General features: G+C 60.0%; 20 protein-coding genes and 1 pseudogene. 18 read left to right on the top strand and 3 right to left on the bottom strand.

Annotated features, from left to right (window positions below; genetic code table 11):
• Positions 1-74: 74 nt before the first annotated feature.
• The gene (locus tag CKW17_RS04205) at positions 75-974 is read right to left on the bottom strand and encodes a helix-turn-helix domain-containing protein (protein WP_095118840.1); all 900 of its coding nucleotides are present in this window, start codon (positions 972-974) and stop codon (positions 75-77) included.
• A 162-nt stretch (positions 975-1,136) separates the two neighbouring features.
• Between CKW17_RS04205 and CKW17_RS04200 the strand changes: the two genes are divergently transcribed.
• The 5 genes from CKW17_RS04200 (at position 1,137) to CKW17_RS04175 (ending at position 7,644) form a co-directional block, all read left to right on the top strand.
• A complete protein-coding gene (locus CKW17_RS04200; protein ID WP_095118839.1) occupies positions 1,137-2,495 on the top strand; it encodes a glutamine synthetase family protein in 1,359 nt (452 codons plus the stop codon).
• Between the two features lie 277 nt (positions 2,496-2,772).
• Complete coding sequence (locus tag CKW17_RS04190; protein ID WP_095118837.1) at positions 2,773-3,861, top strand: polyamine ABC transporter substrate-binding protein; 1,089 nt, start codon at positions 2,773-2,775, stop codon at positions 3,859-3,861.
• Entirely contained in the window at positions 3,858-5,159 is a 1,302-nt protein-coding gene (locus CKW17_RS04185; RefSeq protein ID WP_095118836.1) for an FAD-binding oxidoreductase, read from the top strand. The genes CKW17_RS04190 and CKW17_RS04185 overlap by 4 nt, the downstream gene beginning before the upstream one ends.
• Before the next feature lie 258 nt (positions 5,160-5,417).
• Positions 5,418-7,073: an intermembrane transport protein PqiB gene (locus tag CKW17_RS04180; protein WP_095118835.1), complete on the top strand. Its 1,656-nt coding sequence runs from the start codon at positions 5,418-5,420 to the stop codon at positions 7,071-7,073.
• A 16-nt stretch (positions 7,074-7,089) separates the two neighbouring features.
• Positions 7,090-7,644, top strand: a complete 555-nt coding sequence (locus CKW17_RS04175; RefSeq protein WP_095118834.1) for a membrane integrity-associated transporter subunit PqiC — start codon at positions 7,090-7,092, stop codon at positions 7,642-7,644.
• Positions 7,645-7,650: 6 nt separating this feature from the next.
• Here the strand turns inward: CKW17_RS04175 and xerC are convergent, their stop codons facing one another.
• Positions 7,651-8,496, bottom strand: coding sequence for a tyrosine recombinase XerC (gene xerC / locus CKW17_RS04170; protein WP_224793216.1), 846 nt, complete (start codon positions 8,494-8,496; stop codon positions 7,651-7,653).
• A gap of 447 nt (positions 8,497-8,943) precedes the next feature.
• Here xerC and arnB point away from each other — a divergent pair, with 447 nt between their 5' ends.
• From arnB to CKW17_RS04105, 13 genes and pseudogenes are all read left to right on the top strand, one after another.
• Positions 8,944-10,092: a UDP-4-amino-4-deoxy-L-arabinose aminotransferase gene (gene arnB / locus CKW17_RS04165; RefSeq protein ID WP_095118833.1), complete on the top strand. Its 1,149-nt coding sequence runs from the start codon at positions 8,944-8,946 to the stop codon at positions 10,090-10,092.
• A complete protein-coding gene (arnC, locus tag CKW17_RS04160) occupies positions 10,089-11,105 on the top strand; it encodes an undecaprenyl-phosphate 4-deoxy-4-formamido-L-arabinose transferase (RefSeq protein WP_095118832.1) in 1,017 nt (338 codons plus the stop codon). The genes arnB and arnC overlap by 4 nt, the downstream gene beginning before the upstream one ends.
• Positions 11,102-13,093, top strand: coding sequence for a bifunctional UDP-4-amino-4-deoxy-L-arabinose formyltransferase/UDP-glucuronic acid oxidase ArnA (gene arnA, locus CKW17_RS04155; RefSeq protein WP_095118831.1), 1,992 nt, complete (start codon positions 11,102-11,104; stop codon positions 13,091-13,093). The genes arnC and arnA overlap by 4 nt, the downstream gene beginning before the upstream one ends.
• Positions 13,093-13,977 (top strand): 4-deoxy-4-formamido-L-arabinose-phosphoundecaprenol deformylase, encoded by an 885-nt coding sequence (arnD, locus tag CKW17_RS04150; RefSeq protein ID WP_095118830.1) that lies wholly within the window; start codon positions 13,093-13,095, stop codon positions 13,975-13,977. Before arnA ends, arnD begins: the two co-directional genes overlap by 1 nt.
• Positions 13,974-15,626 (top strand): lipid IV(A) 4-amino-4-deoxy-L-arabinosyltransferase, encoded by a 1,653-nt coding sequence (gene arnT, locus CKW17_RS04145; RefSeq protein WP_095118829.1) that lies wholly within the window; start codon positions 13,974-13,976, stop codon positions 15,624-15,626. The genes arnD and arnT overlap by 4 nt, the downstream gene beginning before the upstream one ends.
• Complete coding sequence (gene arnE, locus CKW17_RS04140) at positions 15,623-15,967, top strand: 4-amino-4-deoxy-L-arabinose-phosphoundecaprenol flippase subunit ArnE (RefSeq protein WP_095118828.1); 345 nt, start codon at positions 15,623-15,625, stop codon at positions 15,965-15,967. Before arnT ends, arnE begins: the two co-directional genes overlap by 4 nt.
• Positions 15,964-16,368: a 4-amino-4-deoxy-L-arabinose-phosphoundecaprenol flippase subunit ArnF gene (arnF, locus tag CKW17_RS04135; RefSeq protein WP_095118827.1), complete on the top strand. Its 405-nt coding sequence runs from the start codon at positions 15,964-15,966 to the stop codon at positions 16,366-16,368. The genes arnE and arnF overlap by 4 nt, the downstream gene beginning before the upstream one ends.
• Positions 16,365-17,779, top strand: a pseudogene (locus CKW17_RS04130) (UDP-glucose/GDP-mannose dehydrogenase family protein). The gene arnF and the pseudogene CKW17_RS04130 overlap by 4 nt, the downstream one beginning before the upstream one ends.
• Before the next feature lie 79 nt (positions 17,780-17,858).
• Entirely contained in the window at positions 17,859-18,371 is a 513-nt protein-coding gene (locus CKW17_RS04125; RefSeq protein ID WP_095118825.1) for a GNAT family N-acetyltransferase, read from the top strand.
• A gap of 200 nt (positions 18,372-18,571) precedes the next feature.
• The gene (locus CKW17_RS04120) at positions 18,572-19,750 is read left to right on the top strand and encodes an MFS transporter (RefSeq protein WP_095118824.1); all 1,179 of its coding nucleotides are present in this window, start codon (positions 18,572-18,574) and stop codon (positions 19,748-19,750) included.
• 157 nt (positions 19,751-19,907) lie between these two features.
• Positions 19,908-20,594: an HPP family protein gene (locus CKW17_RS04115; protein ID WP_095118823.1), complete on the top strand. Its 687-nt coding sequence runs from the start codon at positions 19,908-19,910 to the stop codon at positions 20,592-20,594.
• A 234-nt stretch (positions 20,595-20,828) separates the two neighbouring features.
• Positions 20,829-21,935 (top strand): enoyl-CoA hydratase/isomerase family protein, encoded by a 1,107-nt coding sequence (locus tag CKW17_RS04110; RefSeq protein ID WP_095118822.1) that lies wholly within the window; start codon positions 20,829-20,831, stop codon positions 21,933-21,935.
• Positions 21,936-21,938: 3 nt separating this feature from the next.
• Positions 21,939-23,090, top strand: coding sequence for an acyl-CoA dehydrogenase family protein (locus CKW17_RS04105; RefSeq protein WP_095118821.1), 1,152 nt, complete (start codon positions 21,939-21,941; stop codon positions 23,088-23,090).
• A gap of 211 nt (positions 23,091-23,301) precedes the next feature.
• Here CKW17_RS04105 and CKW17_RS04100 read toward each other — a convergent pair whose 3' ends face one another.
• The gene (locus CKW17_RS04100; RefSeq protein WP_095118820.1) at positions 23,302-24,075 is read right to left on the bottom strand and encodes an enoyl-CoA hydratase; all 774 of its coding nucleotides are present in this window, start codon (positions 24,073-24,075) and stop codon (positions 23,302-23,304) included.
• Between the last annotated feature and the right edge of the window lie 9 nt (positions 24,076-24,084).

Raw genomic sequence — 24,084 nt, 5'->3', positions numbered from 1 at the left:
GAAGTCAGTTTCAAATGAGAGTGATTCTATTTAACTTCAGCGCCGACACAAAGCCTTTTTATCCACGACGGAACTCATGAGCGCTTCAAGGTCTCGCTCGGCAACTCCTTGAACAACGCCCGGTAACTGCTGGAAAACCTTCCCAAATGCCAGAACGACCACTGCATCGCGACCTCGGCCACCGTAGTTTCCGTCGGCCGGCGCTTGAGCAATTCACGGTGTGCACTGTTCAACCGGCGCAGGCGCAGCCAGTGACTCGGGGTCATCCCGGTGTAGGCCTTGAACGCCTGTTGCAATTGCCGCAACGGCACCCCGGCCACTTGGGAAAGCTCCAGCAGATTGACGGTGTCTTCCGGCGAATCCGCCGCCCATTCCCCTACACGCTTCATGATCATCCGCTCTTCAGTACGACGCTGTAAGCCGCCGCGATCAAGGCTGGTATGAGCGTTGTCGAGGATGAACAGACAGTCTTCCAGCAGCTGCTGGGTCAGCGCATCTTTGTCAAGCGGATCAACAGCTTGCGACAACTTCGTGAGAGTTGAGCTTAACCATTTACTGAACAAGGCATTCTGCCCGCAATTGAGTTGCGTCATGAACAAGCCTTCAAGTTTCGCCACATTCAGACCGTGCTGACGGACAAACTCCGGACCGAACACCACGGCGATTTCCTGGTAGTTCTCCGGGGTGATCCAGATGTTGCGGCTGTCTTCATTGAGCAGGTACAGCGCGTTGTCGCTGCGATCAAAACAGAACGCCAGAGCACCCGATGGCGCGCTGAAATTCTGCTCGACGCGGGTGTTCATCTGCTCTTCATAGACCTCGACACCTTGCAGATCCAGATAGCGGATCTGCCCGGCGAAGTGACCCGGCGACATCTGTTGGTAATGCTGGACCCAGCCCGGTGTGGCGCGGACTTGTTCGGCGACATCGGCGGTGTTGAACGCTTGGACTTGTAGCGGATTGCACGTTGTCATGGGGTGACCTTGCGCACTCTTTTGGTGCGCTTTGGTGCTGCTTAAAGTGGATAGATGGAACTGCAAGGCTCGCCCAAGATAGTCGTCAACGCGCCACAGGGGAAGGGGCGGAAGATGAAACCCGCCCTCCCCGGCGTCTATAAAACCAATAACGAGGTCTTTATGAATGCCCCTTTCGATCAGCTGTTCACATGGCTGAAAGATCACAAGATTACCGAAGTCGAATGTGTGGTCAGCGACCTGACCGGCATTGCCCGCGGCAAGATCGCACCGACCAACAAGTTCCTGCATGAGCGAGGCATGCGCCTGCCGGAAAGTGTGCTGCTGCAAACGGTAACCGGGGATTTTGTCGACGATGACATCTACTACGACCTGCTCGATCCTGCCGACATCGACATGGTCTGCAAGCCTGTGGCTGACGCGGTCTACGTGATTCCATGGGCGATCGAGCCGACCGCCATCGTCATCCACGACACCTTCGACAAGTTCGGCAACCCGATCGAACTGTCGCCGCGCAACGTGCTGAAGAAAGTCTTGCAGCTCTACACCGACAAAGGCTGGAAGCCGATCGTTGCGCCGGAAATGGAGTTCTACCTGACTCAGCGCTGCGAAGACCCGGACTTGCCGCTGAAAGCACCGCTGGGCCGTTCGGGCCGCGCGGAAAGTGGCCGGCAGTCGTTCTCCATCGATGCCGCCAACGAATTCGATCCGCTGTTCGAAGACGTTTACGACTGGTGCGAACTGCAAGGTCTGGATCTGGACACGCTGATCCACGAAGACGGCCCGGCGCAGATGGAAATCAACTTCCGTCACGGCGACGCCCTCGATCTGGCCGACCAGATCACCGTGTTCAAGCGCACCATGCGTGAGGCCGCACTCAAGCACAACGTCGCCGCAACCTTCATGGCCAAGCCGATCGGTGATGAGCCGGGCAGCGCCATGCACATTCACCAGAGTGTGGTGGACATCGCCACTGGCAAACCGATTTTCGCCAATGAAGACGGGCAGATGAGCGAGCTGTTCCTGCATTACATCGGCGGTTTGCAGAAATACATTCCGAAAGTGCTGCCGATGTTCGCGCCCAACGTCAACTCGTTCCGCCGCTTCCTGCCGGACACCTCGGCACCGGTCAACGTCGAATGGGGCGAAGAAAACCGCACCGTGGGTTTGCGTGTGCCGACTTCCAGCCCGGAAGCCATGCGCGTGGAAAACCGCCTGCCGGGCGCTGATGCCAACCCGTACCTGGCGATTGCCGCGAGTTTGCTCTGCGGTTACATCGGCATGGTCGAAGCCATCGCGCCGAGCGCTGCGGTCCAGGGCCGCGCTTACGAACGCCGCAACCTGCGCCTGCCGATCACCATCGAAGAAGCGCTGACGCAGATGGAAGAATGCGAAACCGTGGCGCAATACCTTGGCGACAAGTTCGTCCGTGGCTATGTCGCGGTGAAGCGTGCCGAGCATGAAAACTTCAAGCGCGTGATCAGCTCGTGGGAGCGTGAGTTCCTGATGCTGAGCGTCTAACCCAAATCTGCACAAATCCCTGTGGGAGCGAGCCTGCTCGCGAAGGCGTCAGCACAGTCACCATTGATGTTGCCTGACCCACCGCTTTCGCGAGCAGGCTCGCTCCCACAAGGGATTAGCGAACCACCTGAAAAATCCAACAATCGATCGTTCCCACGCTCTGCGTGGGAATGCAGCCCGGGACGCTCCGCGTCCCATCCAAAGCCGAACGCGGAGCGTCCGTTGAGGCATTCCCACGCAGAGCGTGGGAACGATCATTATAAGAAGAGGTGTCGAAATGCGTCTGTTGAAATCCGTACTCCCGGTCGCCCTGAGCGTGCTGTTCAGCGCGGTAGCCCAAGCCCAACCCCAGGTCAGCGTCTACAACTGGACCGACTACATCGGTGAAACCACCCTCGCCGATTTCCAGAGCCAAAGCGGGATCAAGGTGATCTACGACGTTTTCGACTCCAACGAAACCCTCGAAGGCAAACTCCTTGCGGGCCGCACCGGGTATGACGTGGTCGTACCATCCAACCACTTCCTCGCGCGTCAAGTAAAGGCCGGCGCGTTCCTCAAACTTGATCGCTCGCAGTTGCCGAACTTCAAGAACCTCGACCCGAAACTGCTCGAACTGCTGGAGAAAAACGACCCGGGCAACGAGCACTCGGTGCCGTACCTGTGGGGCACTAACGGCATCGGCTACAACGTCGACAAGGTCAAGCAAGTGCTGGGCATTGACCACATCGATTCCTGGGCCGTGCTGTTCGAACCCGAAAACCTGAAAAAACTCAGCCAGTGCGGCGTGTCGATGATGGACTCCGCCGACGAAGTCTTCCCCGCCGTGCTCAACTACATGGGCATGGACCCACGCAGCGAAAACCCGGAAGACTATAAAAAGGCTGAAGCAAAACTGCTGAGCATCCGCCCGTACATCACCTATTTCCATTCTTCGAAGTACGTGTCGGATCTGGCCAACGGCGATATTTGCGTAGCCTTCGGTTACTCCGGCGACGTGTTCCAGGCCGCCAACCGCGCCAAGGAAGCCAAGAACGGCGTGAACATCGCTTACGCCATTCCGAAGGAAGGCGCCAACCTCTGGTTCGATCTGTTGGCGATCCCGGCTGATGCCAGTAACACCAAAGAAGCCCACGCCTTCATCAATTACCTGCTCGATCCGCAAGTGATCGCCAAGGTCAGCGCTTCGGTGGGTTACGCCAACCCGAACCCGGCGGCCAAGCAATACATGGATCAGGAGCTGGTCAACAACCCTGAGGTTTACCCATCCCAGGCAGTGCTCGACAAGCTCTACATCTCCTCTACCCCGCCCCAGGCGATCATGCGTCTGATGACCCGTTCCTGGAGCAAAGTGAAGTCGAACAAATGAATCAGTACACCCAGGAACACGCCCGTTCTTACTACGCCGCTTCGGCCCGGGCGAGCACACCTTTTCCGCTGCTGGACGGGGACTTGACTGCCGATGTCTGCGTGATCGGTGGCGGCTTCACCGGCGTCAACACCGCCATCGAGCTGGCTCAGCGCGGGCTGTCGGTGGTGTTGATCGAAGCCCGGCGCATCGGCTGGGGCGCCAGCGGGCGCAACGGCGGTCAGTTGATTCGCGGGATCGGTCATGAGGTTGAAGGCTTCGCCAAGTATGTCGGTCAGGAAGGCGTGCGCTATTTGCAGCGCGCCGGCATCGATTCGGTGGAACTGGTGCGTCAGCGCATCGGCGACAACGGCATCGAGTGTGACCTGCGCTGGGGCTTCTGCGATCTGGCCAATACCCCGGCGCAGTTCGCTGCCTTCAAGGATGAATTGGTCGACCTCGCCGAACTCGGTTACGCCCACGAAACCCGTCTGATCGGCCCGGAGCAGATCCGCCAGCAAGTGGTGAATTCCGACATCTATGCCGGCGGCCTGGTGGACATGGGTTCCGGGCACCTGCACCCGCTCGATCTGGTGCAAGGCGAAGCGCGATTGGCAGCGGCGCTCGGCGTGAAGATTTTCGAGCAGAGCGAAGTGCTGGAAATCATCCACGGCGCGACCGTGCAGGTGCGTTGTGCAAACGGCACGGTGCGGGCTGGCAGTCTGGTGCTCGGCTGTAATGCGCATCTGGACGAGCTCGAACAACAGCTCAGTGGCAAGGTGCTGCCGGCCGGCAGTTACATCATCGCCACTGAGCCGCTGTCCGAGGCGCGCGCCGCGCAGCTGATTCCGCACAATCTGGCGGTGTGCGACCAGAAAGTCGGCCTAGATTACTACCGGCTCTCGGCGGACCGGCGCTTGTTGTTCGGCGGTGCCTGCCACTATTCCGGCCGCGATCCTTCGGACATCGCTGCCTATATGCGGCCGAAGATGCTCAAGGTCTTCCCGCAACTGGCGGACGTGCGCATCGATTACCAGTGGGGCGGCAAGATTGGCATCACCGCCAACCGCTTCCCGCAGGTCGGCCGGCTCAAGCAACACCCGAACGTGTTCTACGCGCAGGGCTATTCCGGCCATGGCCTGAACGTCACGCACTGGTGCGCAAAACTGCTCGGCGAGGCGATTCATGCCGGTCACAGTCAGGGCATGGACGTGTTCAGCGGCGTGCCGCACATGACCTTCCCCGGCGGCCCGGCTTTGCGCTCGCCACTGCTGGCACTGGGCATGTTCTGGTATCGCCTGCGGGAAATGCTCGGCTGACAGCACAAACCGCGCTGACACGATCCGATCGTTCCCGGCTGCGCTTGATCGTTCCCACGCTCTGCGTGGGAATGCAGCCCGTGACGCTCCGCGTCACTGGACGCAGAGCGTCCCATGAGGCATTCCCACGCAGAGCGTGGGAACGATCATCAAGCGCAGGTGAGCTATTCACATTTGCTCTATCGCCAAGCACTTCTATATTGATGAGGTGCTTTTGCGTTCCTGACGCTCAGTGCCCATTCAATCGAGGAGACATGGATGAAGTCGTCAGCCACCGACGAGCCGCGAGCACCAGGCCAAGCCCCAGTCAAAACCCGCCGTTTCGGCATTTCACTCGTCTGGATTGTGCCGATTGTGGCGGTGCTCGTGGGCATCTCGCTGGTGGTGCACAACGTGATGCAGGAAGGGCCGACGATCATCGTCAACTTCAAGACCGGCAGTGGCCTGACGGCGAACAAGACCGAGGTCAAGTACCGCAACGTGGTCATCGGTCAGGTGACGGACGTCGAGTTGAGTGGCGACCAGAAAAGCGTCGACGCCACCATCAAACTGTCCAAACAGGCGGAAACCTTCACGCGCGAAGATTCACAGTTCTGGGTGGTGCGCCCGCGCATTGGCGCCGGCGGCGTCTCGGGCATCGACACCCTGCTTTCCGGTGACTACATCGGCGCCGACGTCGGCCAGTCCGATGGCCGCGCAAAGAACTTCAAGGGTCTGGAAAATCCGCCGCCGATCACCTACGGCGAACCCGGCAAGCGTTTCATGCTGCACGCGCCGGACCTCGGTTCACTGGACATTGGTTCACCGGTCTACTACCGCAAGATTCCGGTCGGCCAGGTCGTCACCTACGCCCTCAACCCCGAAGGCAAAGGGGTCGATATCGAGGTATTCATTCACGCGCCGAACGACGCGTTCGTCACCGAAAACACCCGTTTCTGGAATGCCAGCGGCATCGACATCAATGTCGGTGCCAACGGTTTTGCCGTGAAGACCGAATCGCTGTCGACCATGCTGGTGGGCGGTATTGCGTTCCGTGCTCCGGATTACAGTCCCAATGATGTGGCCGCCGCCGACGACAAGGATTTCGAACTGTTCGCCGACCAACAGAGCGCCCTCGCCCCGCCGAACGGCAAGGCGCAATACATGGTGTTGCGTTTCGAACAGTCACTGCGCGGACTCAAGGTCGATGCGCCGGTCGAGTTCCTCGGTATGGAGATCGGCCGGGTCGTGGGCATCAACCTGGATTTCGACGCAAAAAAACGCACCTTCCCGCTTAACGTCGGCATCGTCATTTACCCGCAGCGTCTCGGTCAGGCCTACAAAAAGATGCTCACCGAATTCAAGCACGACCCCAACGACGAAGCCGCCGGCATCCGCCTGCTGGGCACCTTCGTCGATAATGGCCTGCGTGCCCAGGCGCGCAGTGGCAACCTGCTGACCGGCCAGTTGTACGTGGCGCTGGACTTCTTCCCGAAAGCGGAGAAAGTCGCGTTCGATCCGACCGCTCGCCCGGTCGTTCTACCGACCGTTCCGGGCAGTCTCGAACAGTTGCAGGAAAAACTCGAAGCCGTGGTCGACAAGCTCAACAAGCTGCCGGTTGATCGCATCGCCAACAACCTCGACAGCAATCTGATCGAGTTGCGCAAAGGCCTGACCCAGTTCAACGCCAAGACCCTGCCGGGCGTGCAAAGCACCCTCGCCGACGTCAGCAAGACCTTGCAGTCCGCCAGCTCGACCCTGGCCGAAGACTCGCCGCAACGCGAGAAACTCACCGAGACCCTTGACGAACTCGGACGCATGTCGCGTTCGCTGCGTGAGCTGTCGGATTACTTGGGCCGGCATCCGGAATCGCTGATTCGTGGTCGCCCCGATAACGCCGCGCCTATCGACCTGAAAGGCCCGCCACGCAACTGAGCACAGGAGCTGAACCATGGCTGTACCGCTGAAAATCACCGTGCTCGCTGCGCTTATGCTGCTGGGTGCCTGTCGCAGCGACCCGATCAGTTTTCACACACTGACGCCGGTGCAGGTCGCCAACACACGGAGCGGCACGCAGATTCCGATTGAAGCGCTGAGCGTGCCGCCGCAGGTCGACCGGGCGCAGATCGTTATCCGCCAGGGCAACAGCGGCCTGGCGATTCTGGAGACCGATTGGTGGGGGGCGACACTGGCGGATGAGTTGCGCGGTGCGTTGGCCGATCAATTGAGCAATACCAGTGGCCAAGGCAACGTTTCGGTGCGCATCGAAGTGCAACGCTTCGACTCGATCCCCGGTCAGTACGGCCTGATCGACGCCAAATGGCGCTTGCGTCCCGACGGCGCCACTGACAATGGCTTGCTGACCTGCCGTTCGACCCTGCAAACACCGGCCGGCCCGACCATCGATGATCTGGTGGGCGCCCAGCAGCACAACGTCAAACGTCTGGCCGAGCAGATCAGTCGGGCGGCAACCGGCAACGCGCGCACCTGCCCTTCGCCGTCCTGACGGGGCCTACAGATCGAAGCGATCGACCGCACGCCGCCGCTCGTTGTCATCACGCACATCGTAGTTGGCGGTGGTCTGGATGTTGCTGTGGTGCGCCAGTTTCTGCGCGATCGACAAATCATGCTCTTCGATCACCCGCGTGATAAACGAACGGCGGAAATCGTGAGGCATGATCTTCACACCGACCTGGGTGCCACGCTGGCGGGCGATGTAATAGATCGCGTGTTTGGTGATGCGCTCGCGGGTGATGTGGCTGCCGCGCCGGATGCGATTGAACAGAAAGGCATCGTCGCTCTCACCCTCCTTCAGCTCTGAACGTCGCAGCTCCAGCCATGCATCGAGTTTGGCGAACGCCCACGCCGGTGCGTACTTGATCAGTTGCTTATTGCCTTTGCCGGTAACGGTGAGGCTGCGTTCAGTGAAGTCGACCTGATTCAAGTCCAGGTCCACCGACTCCGATTTACGCATGCCGGTGCCGTACAACAGCGCAATCACTGCCGCGTCGCGCAGGCCCTGTGGGCGTGGATCGGCGGCGCAGACTTCCATCAATTCGTGGATCAAGGTGCGCTTCAAGTTGCGCCCCTGAGATAACCGCGTGCCGGCAATGCCCTTTACCGAGCGCATCTTCAGCAAATGGTCCTGACTGATCAGGCTCATGCGCCAGGCTTCATTCATAACGCCGCGCACGGCATTTACATACAGCGACGAGGTATTCGGCGCATAGCCGTCGGCGCGCAAAGCGGCGACCAGCGCCACGACGTCTTCCGGTTGCAGCCCGTGCCAAGGGATTTCTTCGATATCCACGTCTTCGAAACCGAGACGGTCAGCAGCATCCTGCAAGACATAGCGCATGGTCAGTTGGCTGGAGGGCGCCAGGCGTGCCAGATAAAGCGTCAGCGGATTAGTGGTGGACGGTGTGGATTCAGTGCTCGACAAGTCAATCAAACGAAACGGCCTTGAATAGAAAACAGTTCAACAAAACAACTTAAAAGTGCAAACAAACTTATATAAAGAGCGACTCTTTCGTAAGACTTTTCGACTAAAACAGCCGATGAACGGAAGAAGTCTGAACGGTGGCTGTATGGCTTACAGATAGACGAATCGCCGACCGTTTTTTCATGTTCCTTTGACAAAAACGCGCATAACCTTAGTTACAACAGGTTGCCCCGAAAGGCCTGCAACCCTGCCGGCCGCGGACTGGAAAGTCAATCAGGTATTCCCCGACCGGTAACTCAACCCTTTGAAATTCCGTGTTTTTCAGACAATCGGCTGAAGGATGGCTGTCGCCCCGAGGTTCTTATGAGTCAAGCGTTTCTGCCGTTTTCCCGGCCGAGTATCGGCGAAGAAGAAATAGCCGCCGTCGAACAAGTATTACGTTCGGGCTGGATTACTACCGGCCCTAAAAACCAGGCACTGGAAGAACAGTTCGCACACTATGTCGGTTGCAAACACGCCGTGGCACTTTCCTCGGCCACCGGTGGCATGCACATCACCTTGTTGGCTTTGGGCATCGGCCCGGGCGACGAAGTCATCACCCCGTCGCAGACCTGGGTGTCGACGGCCAACATGATCTCGCTGCTCGGCGCCACACCGGTATTCGTCGATGTTGATCGCGACACCCTGATGACCGACGCCGCGCGCATCGAAGCGGCAATCACCCCACGCACCAAAGCAATCATCCCGGTGCATTACGCCGGCGCCGCGTTCGATCTCGATCCGCTCTATGCGTTGGCCGACAAGCACGGCATCGCCGTCATCGAAGACGCCGCCCACGCCGCCGGCACCCGTTACAAGTGCCGCCACGTCGGCTCGCAGGGCACAGCGATTTTTTCTTTCCACGCGATCAAGAACATAACCTGTGCCGAAGGCGCGATGTTCGTCACCGACGACGAAGCCTTGGCCAGCCGTGTGCGCATGCTCAAGTTCCACGGTCTGGGGGTTGACGCCTACGATCGCCTGACCGGTGGCCGCAAGCCGCAGGCGCAAGTGATGGAGCCGGGGTTCAAATACAACCTCGCCGACATCAACGCCGCGATTGCGCTGGTGCAGCTTGAGCGTCTGGATGCAATCAACGCCCGCCGCACGGAACTGGCCGCCGCCTACCGGCAAAAACTCGAAGGCCTGCCGGTGCAACCGCTGGCCCTGCCCGCCTACGCACAAACCCACGCCTGGCACCTGTTCATTCTGCGCATCGACAGCGAGCGCTGCGGCATCGACCGCGAAGCCTTCATGAAAGGCTTGCAGGACCAGGGCATCGGCACCGGTATCCACTTTATCGCCACCCACCTGCACACCTGGTATCGCCAGCGTGACCCCGACCTCTACCTGCCCAACACCGAATGGAACTCGGCGCGGCTGTGTTCGATTCCGCTGTTCCCCGACATGAGCGATCAAGACCTTGATCGCGTGGTCGGCGCCATCGCCACCCTTATGGACAAACGCCCGTGAAAACCTATCCGATCCGCTGTGTGTCGATCGTCATCCCGGTCTACAACGAACAGGACAGCCTTCCGGAACTGCTACGCCGTACCGAAGCGGCCTGCCGCATGCTGCGTCACGACTATGAAATCGTCCTCGTTGACGACGGCAGCCGTGACGAGTCCGCGAATATGCTGGAAGAAGCCGCAACCCGTGAAGACAGTCCGTTTGTGGCGGTCATCCTCAACCGCAACTACGGCCAGCACGCAGCAATCATGGCCGGTTTCGAGCAGTGCAAAGGCGATGTGGTGATCACCCTCGACGCCGACCTGCAGAACCCGCCGGAAGAAATCCCCCGGCTGGTTGCCGAAGCGGAAAAGGGTTACGACGTCGTCGGCAGCGTGCGCGGCAATCGGCAGGATTCGGCGCTGCGCCGCTATCCGTCGAAGCTGATCAACCTCGCTGTGCAGCGCTCCACTGGCGTCGCCATGAACGACTACGGCTGCATGCTTCGCGCCTACCGCCGGACGATCATCGACGCGATGCTCGCCTGCCGCGAGCGCAGCACGTTCATTCCGATTCTGGCCAACAGCTTCGCCCGCCACACCACCGAAATTGTCGTGGCCCACGCCGAGCGTGAACACGGCGATTCGAAGTACAGCCCGATGCGTTTGATCAACCTGATGTTCGACTTGATCACCTGCATGACCACCACGCCGTTGCGCCTGCTGAGCATCGTCGGTTTCGCCATGGCTGGCCTCGGCGTGCTGTTTGCCGCCGCACTGATCGTGTTGCGTCTGGTGTTCGGTGCCGGCTGGGCCGGTGACGGCATGTTCGTGCTGTTCGCGGTGTTGTTCGTGTTCACCGGTGGCCAGTTCATCGGCATGGGCCTGCTCGGCGAATACCTCGGGCGCATGTACAGCGACGTGCGCGCCCGCCCACGTTTCTTCGTGGAAAAAGTCTTGCGCGGCCAACCCGCCATGCCACCGCGGGCGATCACCGTCGACGGTCTCTCCTCCTCCAATGATCAGGTTCTCTCATGAGCGCAAAAACGGTTGTCTTCGCTTATCACGATATCGGCTGCGCCGGCATTCAAACCCTGCTCGACAGCGGCTATGAGATTGCGGCGGTATTCACTCATGCCGACGACCCGAAAGAGAACGCCTTCTACGGGTCGGTTGCGCAACTGTGCGCCAACAAAGGCATCCCGGTGCACGCCCCGGAAGACGTTAACCACCCGCTGTGGATCGAGCGGATTGCCAAGCTCAATCCGGACTACGTGTTCTCGTTCTACTACCGCCACCTCCTGAGCGAATCGTTGCTGGCCACCGCGAAAAAAGGCGCGTTCAACCTGCACGGTTCTCTGTTGCCGAGCTACCGCGGCCGCGCCCCGGCGAACTGGGTGCTGGTCAATGGCGAAAGCGAAACCGGCATCACATTGCACCGCATGGTCAAACGTGCCGATGCCGGCGCCATCGTTGCCCAACAGCGTGTGGCCATTGAACGCGGCGACACCGCGCTGAGCCTGCACGGAAAATTGCGCATCGCCGCGACGGATCTGCTGCGCGACACTTTGCCAGCCATGCTGCAAGGCAAGATCAGCGAAACCGCGCAGGACGAATCGAAGGCCACAGTATTCGGTCGTCGCACCCCCGCGGACGGCAAACTGCTCTGGGCGAAACCTGCCGAGCAACTGTTCAATCTGGTGCGCGCCGTGACCCAGCCGTACCCGGGCGCTTTCTGCGCCGTGGGCGAGCACAAACTCATCGTCTGGAGCGCCGAAGTCGTTAAAGGCAACGACGGTCAGTCGCCGGGCCGCGTGATCAGCGTCGATCCGCTGCGCATTGCCTGCGGCGAAGATTCGCTGGTGATCCTCTCCGGTCAACGCAACGACAACGGTCTGTTCCTCAGCGGCCCGCAACTGGCCAGTGAACTCGGTCTGGTCGACGGCTCGCTGCTGCGCGGCGCTGAGTCCGGCCGTACGCCACGTCGCACTCGCGTGCTGATCCTCGGCGTCAACGGTTTTATCGGCAATCACTTGTCCGAGCGCCTGCTACGTGACGAGCGCTACGAAGTCTATGGCCTGGACATCGGTTCCGACGCCATCGACCGTCTGCGCAGCCATCCGCACTTCCACTATGTCGAAGGCGACATCAGCATTCACTCCGAGTGGATCGAGTACCACATCAAGAAGTGCGACGTGGTCCTGCCGCTGGTGGCCATCGCCACGCCGATCGAATACACCCGCAACCCGCTGCGCGTGTTCGAACTCGACTTCGAAGAAAACCTGAAACTGGTGCGCTACTGCGTCAAGTACAACAAGCGCGTGATCTTCCCGTCGACTTCGGAAGTCTATGGCATGTCTCAGGACAAGCATTTCGACGAAGACACCTCGAACCTGGTGGTTGGCCCGATCAACAAGCAGCGCTGGATCTACTCGGTGTCCAAACAACTGCTGGATCGGGTGATCTGGGCCTACGGCGCCAAGGGTTTGAATTTCACCCTGTTCCGTCCTTTCAACTGGATGGGCCCGCGCCTTGATCGTCTGGACTCGGCCCGTATCGGCAGCTCCCGCGCCATCACTCAGTTGATCCTCAATCTGGTCGAAGGCACGCCGATTCGTCTGTTCGACGGCGGCGAGCAGAAACGCTGCTTCACCGACATCGCCGACGGCGTCGAAGCCTTGGCGCGGATCATCGATAACGATGGCGACGTCTGCAACGGTCAGATCATCAACATCGGCAACCCGGACAACGAGGCCAGTATTCGTCAGTTGGGCGAAGAGTTGCTGCGTCAGTTCGAAGCGCATCCGCTGCGCAACAACTTCCCGCCGTTCGCCGGTTTCCGCGACGTCGAGAGCAAGGCGTTCTATGGCGCTGGCTATCAGGACGTCGAGCACCGCAAGCCAAGCATCGCCAACGCCAAGCGCCTGCTCGACTGGACGCCAACCGTGGAAATGCGCGAGACCATCGGCAATACGCTGGATTTCTTCTTGCGCGAAGCGATGCTCGAAATCGCGGACAAGAAGTAATGCAGGCCGGTCTACGCATCGACGTCGATACCTTTCGCGGCACCCGTGAAGGTGTGCCGCGCTTGCTGGAAATACTCGATGAAGCGCAGATCAAGGCGACGTTTTTCTTCAGTGTCGGCCCCGACAACATGGGCCGGCATCTGTGGCGTCTGATCCGCCCGCAGTTTCTCTGGAAGATGCTCCGCTCCAACGCGGCCGGCCTGTATGGCTGGGACATTCTGCTGGCCGGCACCGCGTGGCCGGGCAAACCGATTGGCCGCGATCTCGGGCACCTGATGCGTCAGGCCCGCGATGCCGGTCATGAAGTGGGCCTGCATGCGTGGGATCACCACGGCTGGCAGGCCAATGCCGGGCGCTGGAGCAACGCGCAACTGATCGAGCAGATTCGGCAGGGCGTCGACACCTTGAGCGACATTCTCGGCGAGAAAGTCGAGTGTTCCGCCGCCGCCGGTTGGCGTGCGGACGAGCGTGTGATCGAGGCCAAGCAAGCCTTCGGCTTTCGCTACAACAGCGATTGCCGAGGTACGCGGCTGTTTCGCCCGCTGCTGGCCGACGGTACGCCGGGCACGCCGCAGATTCCGGTGGACCTGCCGACCTTCGACGAAATCGTTGGCCCGATCGTCGCGGCGCGGGATTTCAACGGTTTCATCCTTGACCACTTCCGCCCGCAACAGCTCAACGTCTACACCATTCACGCCGAAGTAGAAGGGATTCTCATGGCCGAGGACTTTCGCCAACTGCTCGCCGACGCGCGTCAGCGCAACATTCATTTCAAAGCGCTGGGCGACTTGTTGCCCGAGTTCTTCAACACCTTGCCCGTGGGTCGCGTGCAGCGCGGCGCCTTCGACGGCCGTGAAGGCTGGCTGGGAGTGCAAGGCGCATGATCAAACGCTGGACGCTGCCACTGCTGTTGCTGGGCATTTGTCTGCTGGCCTATCTGCTGCCGCTGGGCACGCACGGCTTGTGGATTCCCGACGAAACCCGTTACGCGCAGATCAGCCAGGACATGCTGCTGAGCGGCAACCGGGTGTCGCCGCACTTTATGAGTCTGCGTTACTTCGAGAAGCCGATTGCCGGTTACTGGATGATCGCGCTGGGTCAGCAACTGTTCGGGCAGAACCTGTTCGGTGTGCGCTTTGTGTCGGCGCTGAGCACCGGCCTGAGCGTGCTGCTGTGCTATCTGCTCGCCCGACGTTTATGGAACGAGCCGCGCAAAAGCTTCGTCTGCGCCCTGCTCTACATGAGTTTCACCATCGTCGCCGGTCAGGCCGGCTACGCCAACCTCGATCCGCAGTTCACTTTTTGGGTCAACCTGAGTCTGCTGGCGCTGTGGTTCGCCTTCGACAGCCACACCAGCGGCAAGCGCATGGCCGCCTGGGTCGTGTTGGGCCTGGCTTGCGGCATGGGCTTCATGACCAAGGGATTTCTCGCCTGGCTGCTGCCGGTGTTGATCGCCCTGCCGTGGCTGCTCTGGCAAAAACGCTGGCGTGAACTGCTGATGTTTGGCCCCGTGGCGATTGCCGTGGCGATCATCATCAGCCTGCCGTGGGTGCTGTCGGTGCATGCGCAGGAGCCGGACTACTGGCGGTTCTTCTTCTGGCACGAACACATTCGCCGCTTTGCCGGGGATGACGCGCAACACGATGCGCCGTGGTGGTTCTATCTGCCATTGCTGGTGGCGTTCAGTTTGCCGTGGGCGGGATTGTTGCCGACGGCGTTCAAGCAAGCCTGGCAAAGCCGCGCTCAGCCCAAAGTCGTGTTCCTGCTGCTGTGGCTGCTGATGCCGCTGCTGTTTTTCAGCCTGAGCAACGGCAAATTGCCGACTTACATCCTGCCGTGCCTGCTGCCGCTGGCGTTGTTGCTCGGTAATGCGCTGGCCGATCGTTTGCGCCTGGAGCAAGGTCGCGCGCTGAGCATCAATGGGTTGCTCAATCTGCTGCTGGGCATCGTCACGTTGATCGCTTTGGTGTACCTGCAACTGACCAAACCCGTCTATGACCACGAACTGCACAGCCTGGTGCTGGTGTTTATCGCGCTGATCGGCTGGATTATCGCCAACCTGCTGCAAGCCTTGCTGCCGCTGCAATGCTGGGCGGCTCCGGCGCTGGGTAGCCTGTTGCTGATCGCGGTGCTCCCGGCGGCGCTGCCGAAGTCGGTGGTCGCCAACAAGATGCCGGACCAGTTCATCAAGCATCACGTCACCGAACTTTCGCAAACCACGCATCTGCTGAGCAACGACCTCGGCGCTGCTTCGGCGCTGGCCTGGCGCCTGAAAACGCCGCAAGTGGCGTTGTACAACACGATAGGCGAATTGAAATATGGCCTTGCCTATCCTGACGGCATTCAACAGCGGGTCGATCCCGAACACGTACAACAGTGGATGCGCGAGGCGCGCCGCAGCGGTTCAGTCGGCGTGTTGATGCGCGTCAAGGGGCAGGACGAACTGGACGAAATCGATAGATTGCCAAAGGACGGCGTCCGTTATGAGCAGGGCAACCTGGTGATCATGATCCTGCCCAAGGAGGCGTCATGAGCCTGTTGTTGCTGTTGGCCGCGTGCCTGTTGACCTGTCTGGGACAGGTCGCGCAAAAGTACGCCGTGGAGAGTTGGCGCGGGGTCGACTCTTCGCTGACCGGCAAACTGCGCTCGCCGTGGTTATGGCTGGCCCTGCTCGCCCTCGGCTCGGGCCTGTTGGTCTGGCTGCTGGTGTTGCAGCGTCTGGAAGTCGGCATTGCCTATCCGATGCTCAGCCTCAACTTCGTGCTGATCACTCTGATCGCGCGCTTCGTCTTCCGTGAGCCCATCGACCGCCAGCATTGGCTCGGCGTGGCGTTGGTGATCGGCGGCGTGGTTTTGCTGGGGCAACAGTCATGAATCAACGTCGCGGCATCACTTTCGCGCTGGGCAGCGTGTTACTCGTCAGCGCTGCGCAACTGGGCATGCGCTGGAGCATGACGCGTCTGCCCGTGCCGGAACAATGGCTGCACATCGACAGCCTCGATTGGCGCGCGCTGGCCGTGGTCATCGCGGCGATTTTTGCCTACGCACTGTCGATGCTCTGCTGGCTCGCCGCCCTGCGCGATCTGCCGCTGGGCCGTGCTTACTCGCTGCTGAGCATCAGCTATGCGCTGGTGTACCTGCTGGCGGCCAGTCTGCCGCTGTTCAACGAATCCTTCAGTTTCACTCAATCACTGGGTGTGGCGCTGGTCATGCTCGGGGTCATCACCATCAACACTCGTCCGGCTCGTGCGCCCGAATTCAGGAGTGCTCCATGAAAATCACAGTGTTTGGCAGCGGTTACGTCGGTCTGGTGCAAGCGGCTGTGTTGGCCGAAGTCGGCCATGATGTCGTGTGCATGGACGTCGACCAGAAGAAAGTCGAGCTGTTGCGCCAGGGTCAGGTGAGCATTTTCGAACCGGGGCTGGCCAGCCTGGTGCGCGAAGGGCTGGACTCGAAACGCCTGCAATTCACCACCGATGAAAAACTCGCCGTGCAGCACGCGCGGGTGGCGTTTATTGCCGTGGGTACGCCGTCGCGTGAGGACGGTTCGGCCGATCTGCGCTACGTGCTTTCCGTGGGCGACGCGATTGCCCGCCATCGTGAACAGCCGTTGATCATCGTCGAGAAATCCACGGTGCCGGTGGGCACGGGCGACACCCTGCGCACGCACATCGAAAAAGCCTTGATCAAGGTTGGCCGCCTGCTGCAATTCGATATCGTCTCCAATCCAGAATTTCTCAAGGAAGGCTCGGCGGTTGCCGACTGCCGCCGCCCGGATCGCATCGTCATCGGCTGTGAAGGCGATGAAGTGCGCGACGTGATGCGTGATCTGTACTCGCCGTTCAACCGCAACCACGACCGCATCATGTTCATGGACCTGCGCAGCGCCGAGCTGACCAAGTACGCCGCCAACTGCATGCTGGCGACCAAGATCAGCTTCATCAACCAGATCGCCGAGCTAGCCGAGCACTTGGGCGCCGATATTGAATCGGTGCGTCAGGGCATCGGTGCCGACACGCGCATCGGTTACCACTTTATCTACCCGGGCTGCGGTTATGGCGGCTCGTGCTTTCCGAAAGACATGCGCGCGCTCATCCACAGCGCCGAAGAGGCGCACTGCTCCAGTGATTTGCTGCAAGCGGTCGAGGCGATCAACGAGCGGCAGAAACACAAGTTGTTCGAGCGCATCAACGCGTTTTATCGCGGAGACCTGCGTGGCAAGACATTCGCCTTGTGGGGCTTGGCGTTCAAACCGAATACCGACGACATGCGTGACGCGCCGAGCCGCGTGCTGCTGGAAGAATTGTGGGCCGCCGGTGCCAGTGTGCGCGCCTTCGACCCGGAAGCCATGCAGGAAACCCAGAACCTCTACCCGGACGAACCGAAACTGATGCTGATGGGCACGCCGGAATCGGTGCTGCCCGGCGCCGATGCGTTGATCATCTGCACCGAATGGCAGCAGTTCAAAGCCCCGGATTTTGACCTGATCAAACAACGCCTCAACACCCCGGTGATCTTCGACGGCCGCAATCTGTACGACGCCGAGCGTCTGGCGCGCAACGGCTTCCACTACTTCCCGATGGGCCGTGGCGAATCGCGCAAATTGCCAATCCCGCTGCAACAGTGGCCGAACGCGTCCGACGTCGCTTGATGAGGCAGTCGCTCTGTACGCCGCCCCCCTTGTAGGAGCTGCCGAAGGCTGCGATCTTTTGATCTTGTTTCTTGAAATCCAGATCAAAAGATCGCAACCGGCGGCAGCTCCTACATGAATATGATCATTCGCCCTGCAAGGCCCGCTGACGCGTTGGCCCTCCCTGCCATCGAACGCTCGGCTGCCGAGCTGTTCCGTGGCGATCCATCCTTGGCCTGGCTGGCGGATGCCGAGGTTCTGGATGCGGCGCAACATGTGTTGGCCATCAAGCAGGCGTATGTATGGGTCGCCGAGAGTACCGAACTGGCAGGATTTCTCCGCGCAGTCGAAATCGACCAGCACCTGCACATTGAGGAGTTGTCCGTCAGTCAGGCCTTTCAGGGGCAAGGCATCGGTCGACAGTTGGTTTCAGCGGCGATTGAACACGCGCGCGCGTTGCGGTTGAACGCAGTGACATTGACCACGTTTCGTGACCTGCCGTGGAATGCGCCGTTCTATCAGCGCATGGGGTTTGTCGAGTTGATTCCTTCAGCAGCCGCTCACCATCTGCGCGAAGCACTCCAAGCCGAAATCACCCACGGTTTTCCTGCTGACCGCCGCTGTGCCATGGCCCTGCCCCTTTCCTGAAATCACTACAAATCCCCTGTAGGAGTGAGCCTGCTCGCGATAGCGCTGGGTCAGAGAAATCAATGTTGACTGACACTCCGCTATCGCGAGCAGGCTCACTCCTACAGAGGATTTGTGGTGTGGCAGCTTGACCGGTGGTGACTGGCCGGTAAGGATGACGCACGCCCGCCAAGTATTTGAAATAAGGACATTGACCCTTCGTGGCCACCTACTCGCGCCTCATCCGCCGGTTGATGATCAGTTCGCTGACCGTCGTTATCAGCCGCGCCCTGATCAGCCCGCTGCTGACGCTGTTCCTCAGCAACAAGCTCGGCCTCAACCCGCAAGACGTCGGTCTGCTGTTGGGCATCGCGGTGTTCAGCGCCACGTTATTGTCGTTGTACGGCGGCTACATCATCGATCGGCTCGACAAGCGCCAATTGCTGATCCTGACCATGCTCTCCAGCGGCATCGGTCTGATCCTGCTGACCTTCGCGCAGAATCTGTATCTGGTCACGCTGGTGCTGATCATCAGCGAAACGGCGTCGGCGCTGTTCCTGATCTGCTCCAAAGCCATCCTCAGTGAAAACCTGCCGGTGGGCCAACGGGTCAAGGCGTTTTCCCTTAATTACACGCTGACCAACATCGGTTACGCCGTCGGCCCGATGATCGGCGTGGTGATCGCCGGGGTTCAGCAGTCAGCGCCGTTTATCGTCGCGGGCGCGATTGCCATCGGTAGCGTCTTTCTGCTGATCGGTGCCACGCGTGAAGTTAATCCGGTCTCGGCAATCGCTGCGCCCCCCAGCTTTCTGAAAACCCTGATCATCCTGAAAAACGACCGCACGATGATCCTGTTTACCCTGGGGTGTCTGCTCAGCACGCTGGTGCACGGGCGTTTCACCCTGTACCTGTCGCAATACCTGCTGGTCACGCATACCCAGCAACAGACGCTGGACACCATGGCCGCCCTGCTCGCCTGCAACGCGATCACGGTGATTGTGTTGCAGTACCAGATCGGTCGTTTACTGACCCGCGAACACCTGCGCCACTGGATTGCCGGCGGCACCGCGTTGTTTATCATTGGCCTGATCGGCTTCAGTCTGGCTGACAACCTGGTTGGCTGGTGCGTGGCGATGTTCATCTTCACCTTGGGCGAGATGATCATCTATCCGGCAGACTTCCTGTTTGTCGACACCCTGGCGCCTGAAGAACTGCGCGGCAGTTATTATGGCGCGCAGAACCTGGCGGCTCTGGGCGGTGCGGCGAGCCCCGTCATTTGCGGGTTTCTGCTGATGCATACGCCGGCGCCGAGCATGTTCTATGCCTTGAGCGCACTGGCAGCCGTGGGTGGCTATTTGTGCTTCGTCAGTGGCCGTCGAGTCGCTTCAATCCAAAAATAATGCACTAAAGCTGCATTAATATGAATTTGTCAGCATCGAGATTGATCGGCAAACTGTGCACGTTCCTCCCCCAATGTTGGAACGCTTCGAGGGCTTTCCGGATATGCCGGACAAGTCCTTTTTTTTGCCTCGAATTTGCTGCAAGGATCGGATTCACATGCTCGCTCGCTGGTTGCCCGCCGCCATCAATACCCGCCCCACCGAATGGAGCCGCGCTGCCATCGGCATGGCCTTGGGCACGTTGTTCAGTGTGTGGTTGTGCGCGCAGGTATTTGGCCATGACGTCGCCTATCACCTGATCGGGCCGCTGGGCGCATCGGCAGTGTTGCTGTTTGCCGTGTCATCCGGCGCCCTCGCCCAGCCGTGGTCGATTCTCGGTGGCTATTTGTGTGCCGGCGTCGTCGCGTTGCTGGTCGCCCATGTGCTTGGCCGGACTTTGGGCAGCGCCTGTCTGGCGGCGGGCATGGCGTTGATTCTGATGTGCTGGCTGCGCTGTCTGCATCCGCCGGCCGGGGCGTTGGCACTGACACTGGTTCTGGCCGATCCTGCGACCATCGCCATGAACTGGAAAGCCATGGAACCGGTGATGCTCGGTGCGGCGTGCATGCTGCTCAGTGCCCTCGCCTACAACAACCTGACACGGATTCGTTATCCGAAACGTCCGGCTGAACCGGCGCCGCTGGTTGCACCGGTCGACAATCAGGCGATCACCGCCGAAGACCTCAAGCTGGCGCTGGCCGACATGGAGGCCTTCATCGACATCACCCCCGAAGATCTGGAACAGTTGATCCACGCCAGCGAACTGCACGCCAAGCGCCGCAGCATTACCCAAACCTTCCGCTGAATCCCTGTGTAGGAGCTGCCGCAGGCTGCGATCTTTTGATCTTGTTCTTAAAGGTCAAAAGATCGCAGCCTTCGGCAGCTCCTACATGAGCCCGCGTACATTTTCGACTAAGGTAAAAACGCAGACAGGCCCTGCACTTATCCCCGTTGTACAGGGCAAATTTGCACTGTTACGATCCGGTAACGCTCGCGCGCGAGCTTCTCGAATAAAGACAATAAAAGCAGGGAGTTACTGATGACAGCTCAGGCTTCATCCCCGCGGACCCAGTCCATGGATGCCACGCAACACGAAGTGCTGGCCGAGGTTCGCAATCATATCGGTCACCTGACCCTCAATCGCCCCGCCGGTCTCAACGCCATTACCCTCGACATGGTGCGTTTGCTGCAACAGCAGCTCGATGCCTGGGCGACTGACGCCAATGTTCACGCCGTGGTCCTGCGCGGTGCCGGTGAAAAAGCCTTCTGTGCCGGCGGCGACATTCGTTCGCTGTACGACAGTTTCAAAAGCGGCGACACGCTGCACGAAGATTTCTTCGTCGAGGAATACGCCCTCGACCTGACGATTCATCACTACCGCAAACCCGTGCTGGCGCTGATGGACGGTTTCGTCCTGGGCGGCGGCATGGGCCTGGTGCAAGGCGCCGATCTGCGCGTGGTCACCGAGAAGAGCCGTCTGGCGATGCCGGAAGTGGCCATCGGTTATTTCCCGGATGTCGGTGGCAGTTACTTCCTGCCGCGCATTCCCGGTGAACTGGGGATTTATCTGGGGGTCAGCGGCGTGCAGATTCGTGCGGCCGATGCGCTGTATTGCGGCCTCGCCGACTGGTACCTGGACAGCAGCAAACTGGCGCTGCTCGACGAAAAACTCGATCAGATGGAATGGCAGGACACGCCGCTCAAGGCGCTGCAAAACCTGTTGGCCAAACACGCCGTACAAACCCTGCCCGATGCGCCACTTGAGGCTTTGCGTCCGGCTATCGACCATTTCTTCGCCCTGCCGGATGTGCCGAGTATGGTCGAGCAATTGCGCGCGGTAACCGTCGCCGACAGCCACCAATGGGCGACCACCACGGCTGATCTGCTGGAAACCCGCTCGCCGCTGGCAATGGCCGTTACCCTGGAGATGCTGCGTCGCGGCCGCCACTTGAGTCTGGAACATTGCTTTGCGCTGGAATTGCATCTGGATCGCCAGTGGTTCGCCCGCGGCGACCTGATCGAAGGCGTACGCGCCCTGCTGATCGATAAAGACAAGACACCTCGCTGGAACCCGCCGACCCTCGCCGCGCTGGACGCAGGCCATGTCGCGAGTTTCTTCCATGGTTTTGATGAGCGCCGGAGCTGAGCCATGCACGATCTCGAACTGACTGAAGAACAAGTGATGATCCGCGACATGGCCCGGGACTTCGCCCGTGGCGAAATCGCGCCCCACGCGCAGGCCTGGGAAAAGGCTGGGTGGATCGACGACGCGCTCGTCGCGAAAATGGGTGAGCTCGGTTTGCTTGGCATGGTAGTGCCTGAGGAATGGGGTGGCACCTACGTCGATTACGTCGCTTATGCACTGGCCGTGGAAGAGATTTCCGCCGGTGACGGCGCAACCGGCGCGTTCATGAGCATCCACAACTCGGTCGGCTGCGGCCCGGTGCTCAACTACGGCAGCGAAGCACAGAAACAGACCTGGCTGGCGGATCTGGCCAGCGGGAAAACCATCGGCTGCTTCTGCCTGACCGAACCGCAGGCCGGTTCCGAAGCGCACAACCTGCGTACCCGCGCCGAACTGCGTGACGGCCAGTGGGTGATCAACGGCGCCAAGCAATTTGTCAGCAACGGCAAACGGGCGAAGCTGGCGATCGTGTTTGCGGTGACCGACCCGGATTTGGGCAAGAAAGGCATTTCGGCGTTTCTGGTACCGACCGATACGCCAGGATTCATCGTTGATCGCACCGAGCACAAGATGGGCATTCGCGCCTCCGACACCTGTGCCGTGACACTGAACAACTGCAGCATTCCCGAGGCCAATCTGCTCGGCGAGCGTGGTAAAGGTCTGGCAATTGCACTGTCCAACCTTGAAGGCGGACGTATCGGCATCGCCGCTCAGGCACTGGGCATTGCCCGTGCGGCGTTTGAAGCGGCGCTGGTGTATTCGCGTGATCGTATCCAGTTCGGCAAACCGATCAATGAGCACCAGAGCATCGCCAACCTGCTGGCAGACATGCACATGCAGATCAACGCGGCGCGACTGATGATCCTGCATGCGGCGCGGCTGCGTACGGCGGGCAAACCTTGCTTGTCAGAGGCTTCGCAGGCCAAGTTGTTTGCGTCGGAAATGGCCGAGAAGGTTTGCTCGTCGGCGATTCAGATTCATGGCGGGTATGGGTATCTGGAAGATTATCCGGTCGAGAAGTATTACCGCGATGCGCGGATTACCCAGATATATGAAGGCTCGAGCGAGATTCAGCGGATGGTGATTGCGCGGGAGCTGAAGAACTATCAGTTGTAATGGTGTTGGCCCCTTCCCTCACCCCAGCCCTCTCCCAGAGGGAGAGGGGGCCGACCGAGATGTCTGGCGCTATGCATCGACCTGAAAGACCGAGTCGATTACGGATTCAAATAAAGCACTTCCAGGTCGGCGTAAATCTGAAATATCCCCCAATCAGTCCCCTCTCCCTCCGGGAGAGGGTTAGGGTGAGGGGCTTTTCGCTTTAGACGCGTTACTTGCCTTTGAACTCAGCCTCACGCTTGGCAATAAACGCCGCCATCCCTTCCTTCTGATCCTGCGTGGCAAACGCCGCATGAAACACCCGACGCTCGAAACGCACGCCTTCCGTCAGGTTCACTTCAAAGGCACGATTCACGCTCTCCTTGATCATCATCGCAATCGGCAGCGACTTGCTGGCAATCACGGCAGCAACCTTCAACGCTTCATCGAGCAACTCATCACTCGGCACGATCCGCGCAACGATGCCGCAACGCTCGGCCTCAACCGCATCGATCAAGCGCCCGCTCAGGCACATTTCCATGGCTTTCGCCTTGCCCACGGCGCGGGTCAGACGCTGGGTGCCGCCCATGCCCGGCAACACCCCGAGGTTGATTTCCGGTTGGCCAAACTTCGCGTTATCACCGGCCAGAATAAAGTCGCACATCAACGCCAACTCACAACCACCGCCGAGGGCGAAACCGTTGACGGCGGCAATGATCGGTTTACGCCGGTTGGCCACGCGGTCACTGTCGCTGAACAGATCGTCCATGTAGATCTGCGGGTAAGTAAGCTCGGCCATTTCCTTGATGTCGGCACCGGCGGCAAAAGCCTTTTTCGAACCGGTGAGCACGATGCAACCAATGTTCGCATCCGCCTCCAACGCATCGAGGGCCTGGTTCACTTCGCTGACCAGTTGCGCGTTCAGGGCATTCAGCGCCTGCGGGCGGTTGAGGGTGATCAGGCCAACGCGGCCGTGGGTTTCGAGCAGAATGGTTTCGTACGTCATGAATAAAAA

This window comes from Pseudomonas sp. Irchel s3f10, assembly GCF_900187515.1.
GTDB lineage: Bacteria > Pseudomonadota > Gammaproteobacteria > Pseudomonadales > Pseudomonadaceae > Aquipseudomonas > Aquipseudomonas tensinigenes.
The sequence above is the reverse complement of the archived record's forward strand: the minus strand, read 5'-3'. Positions and strand labels throughout refer to the sequence as shown.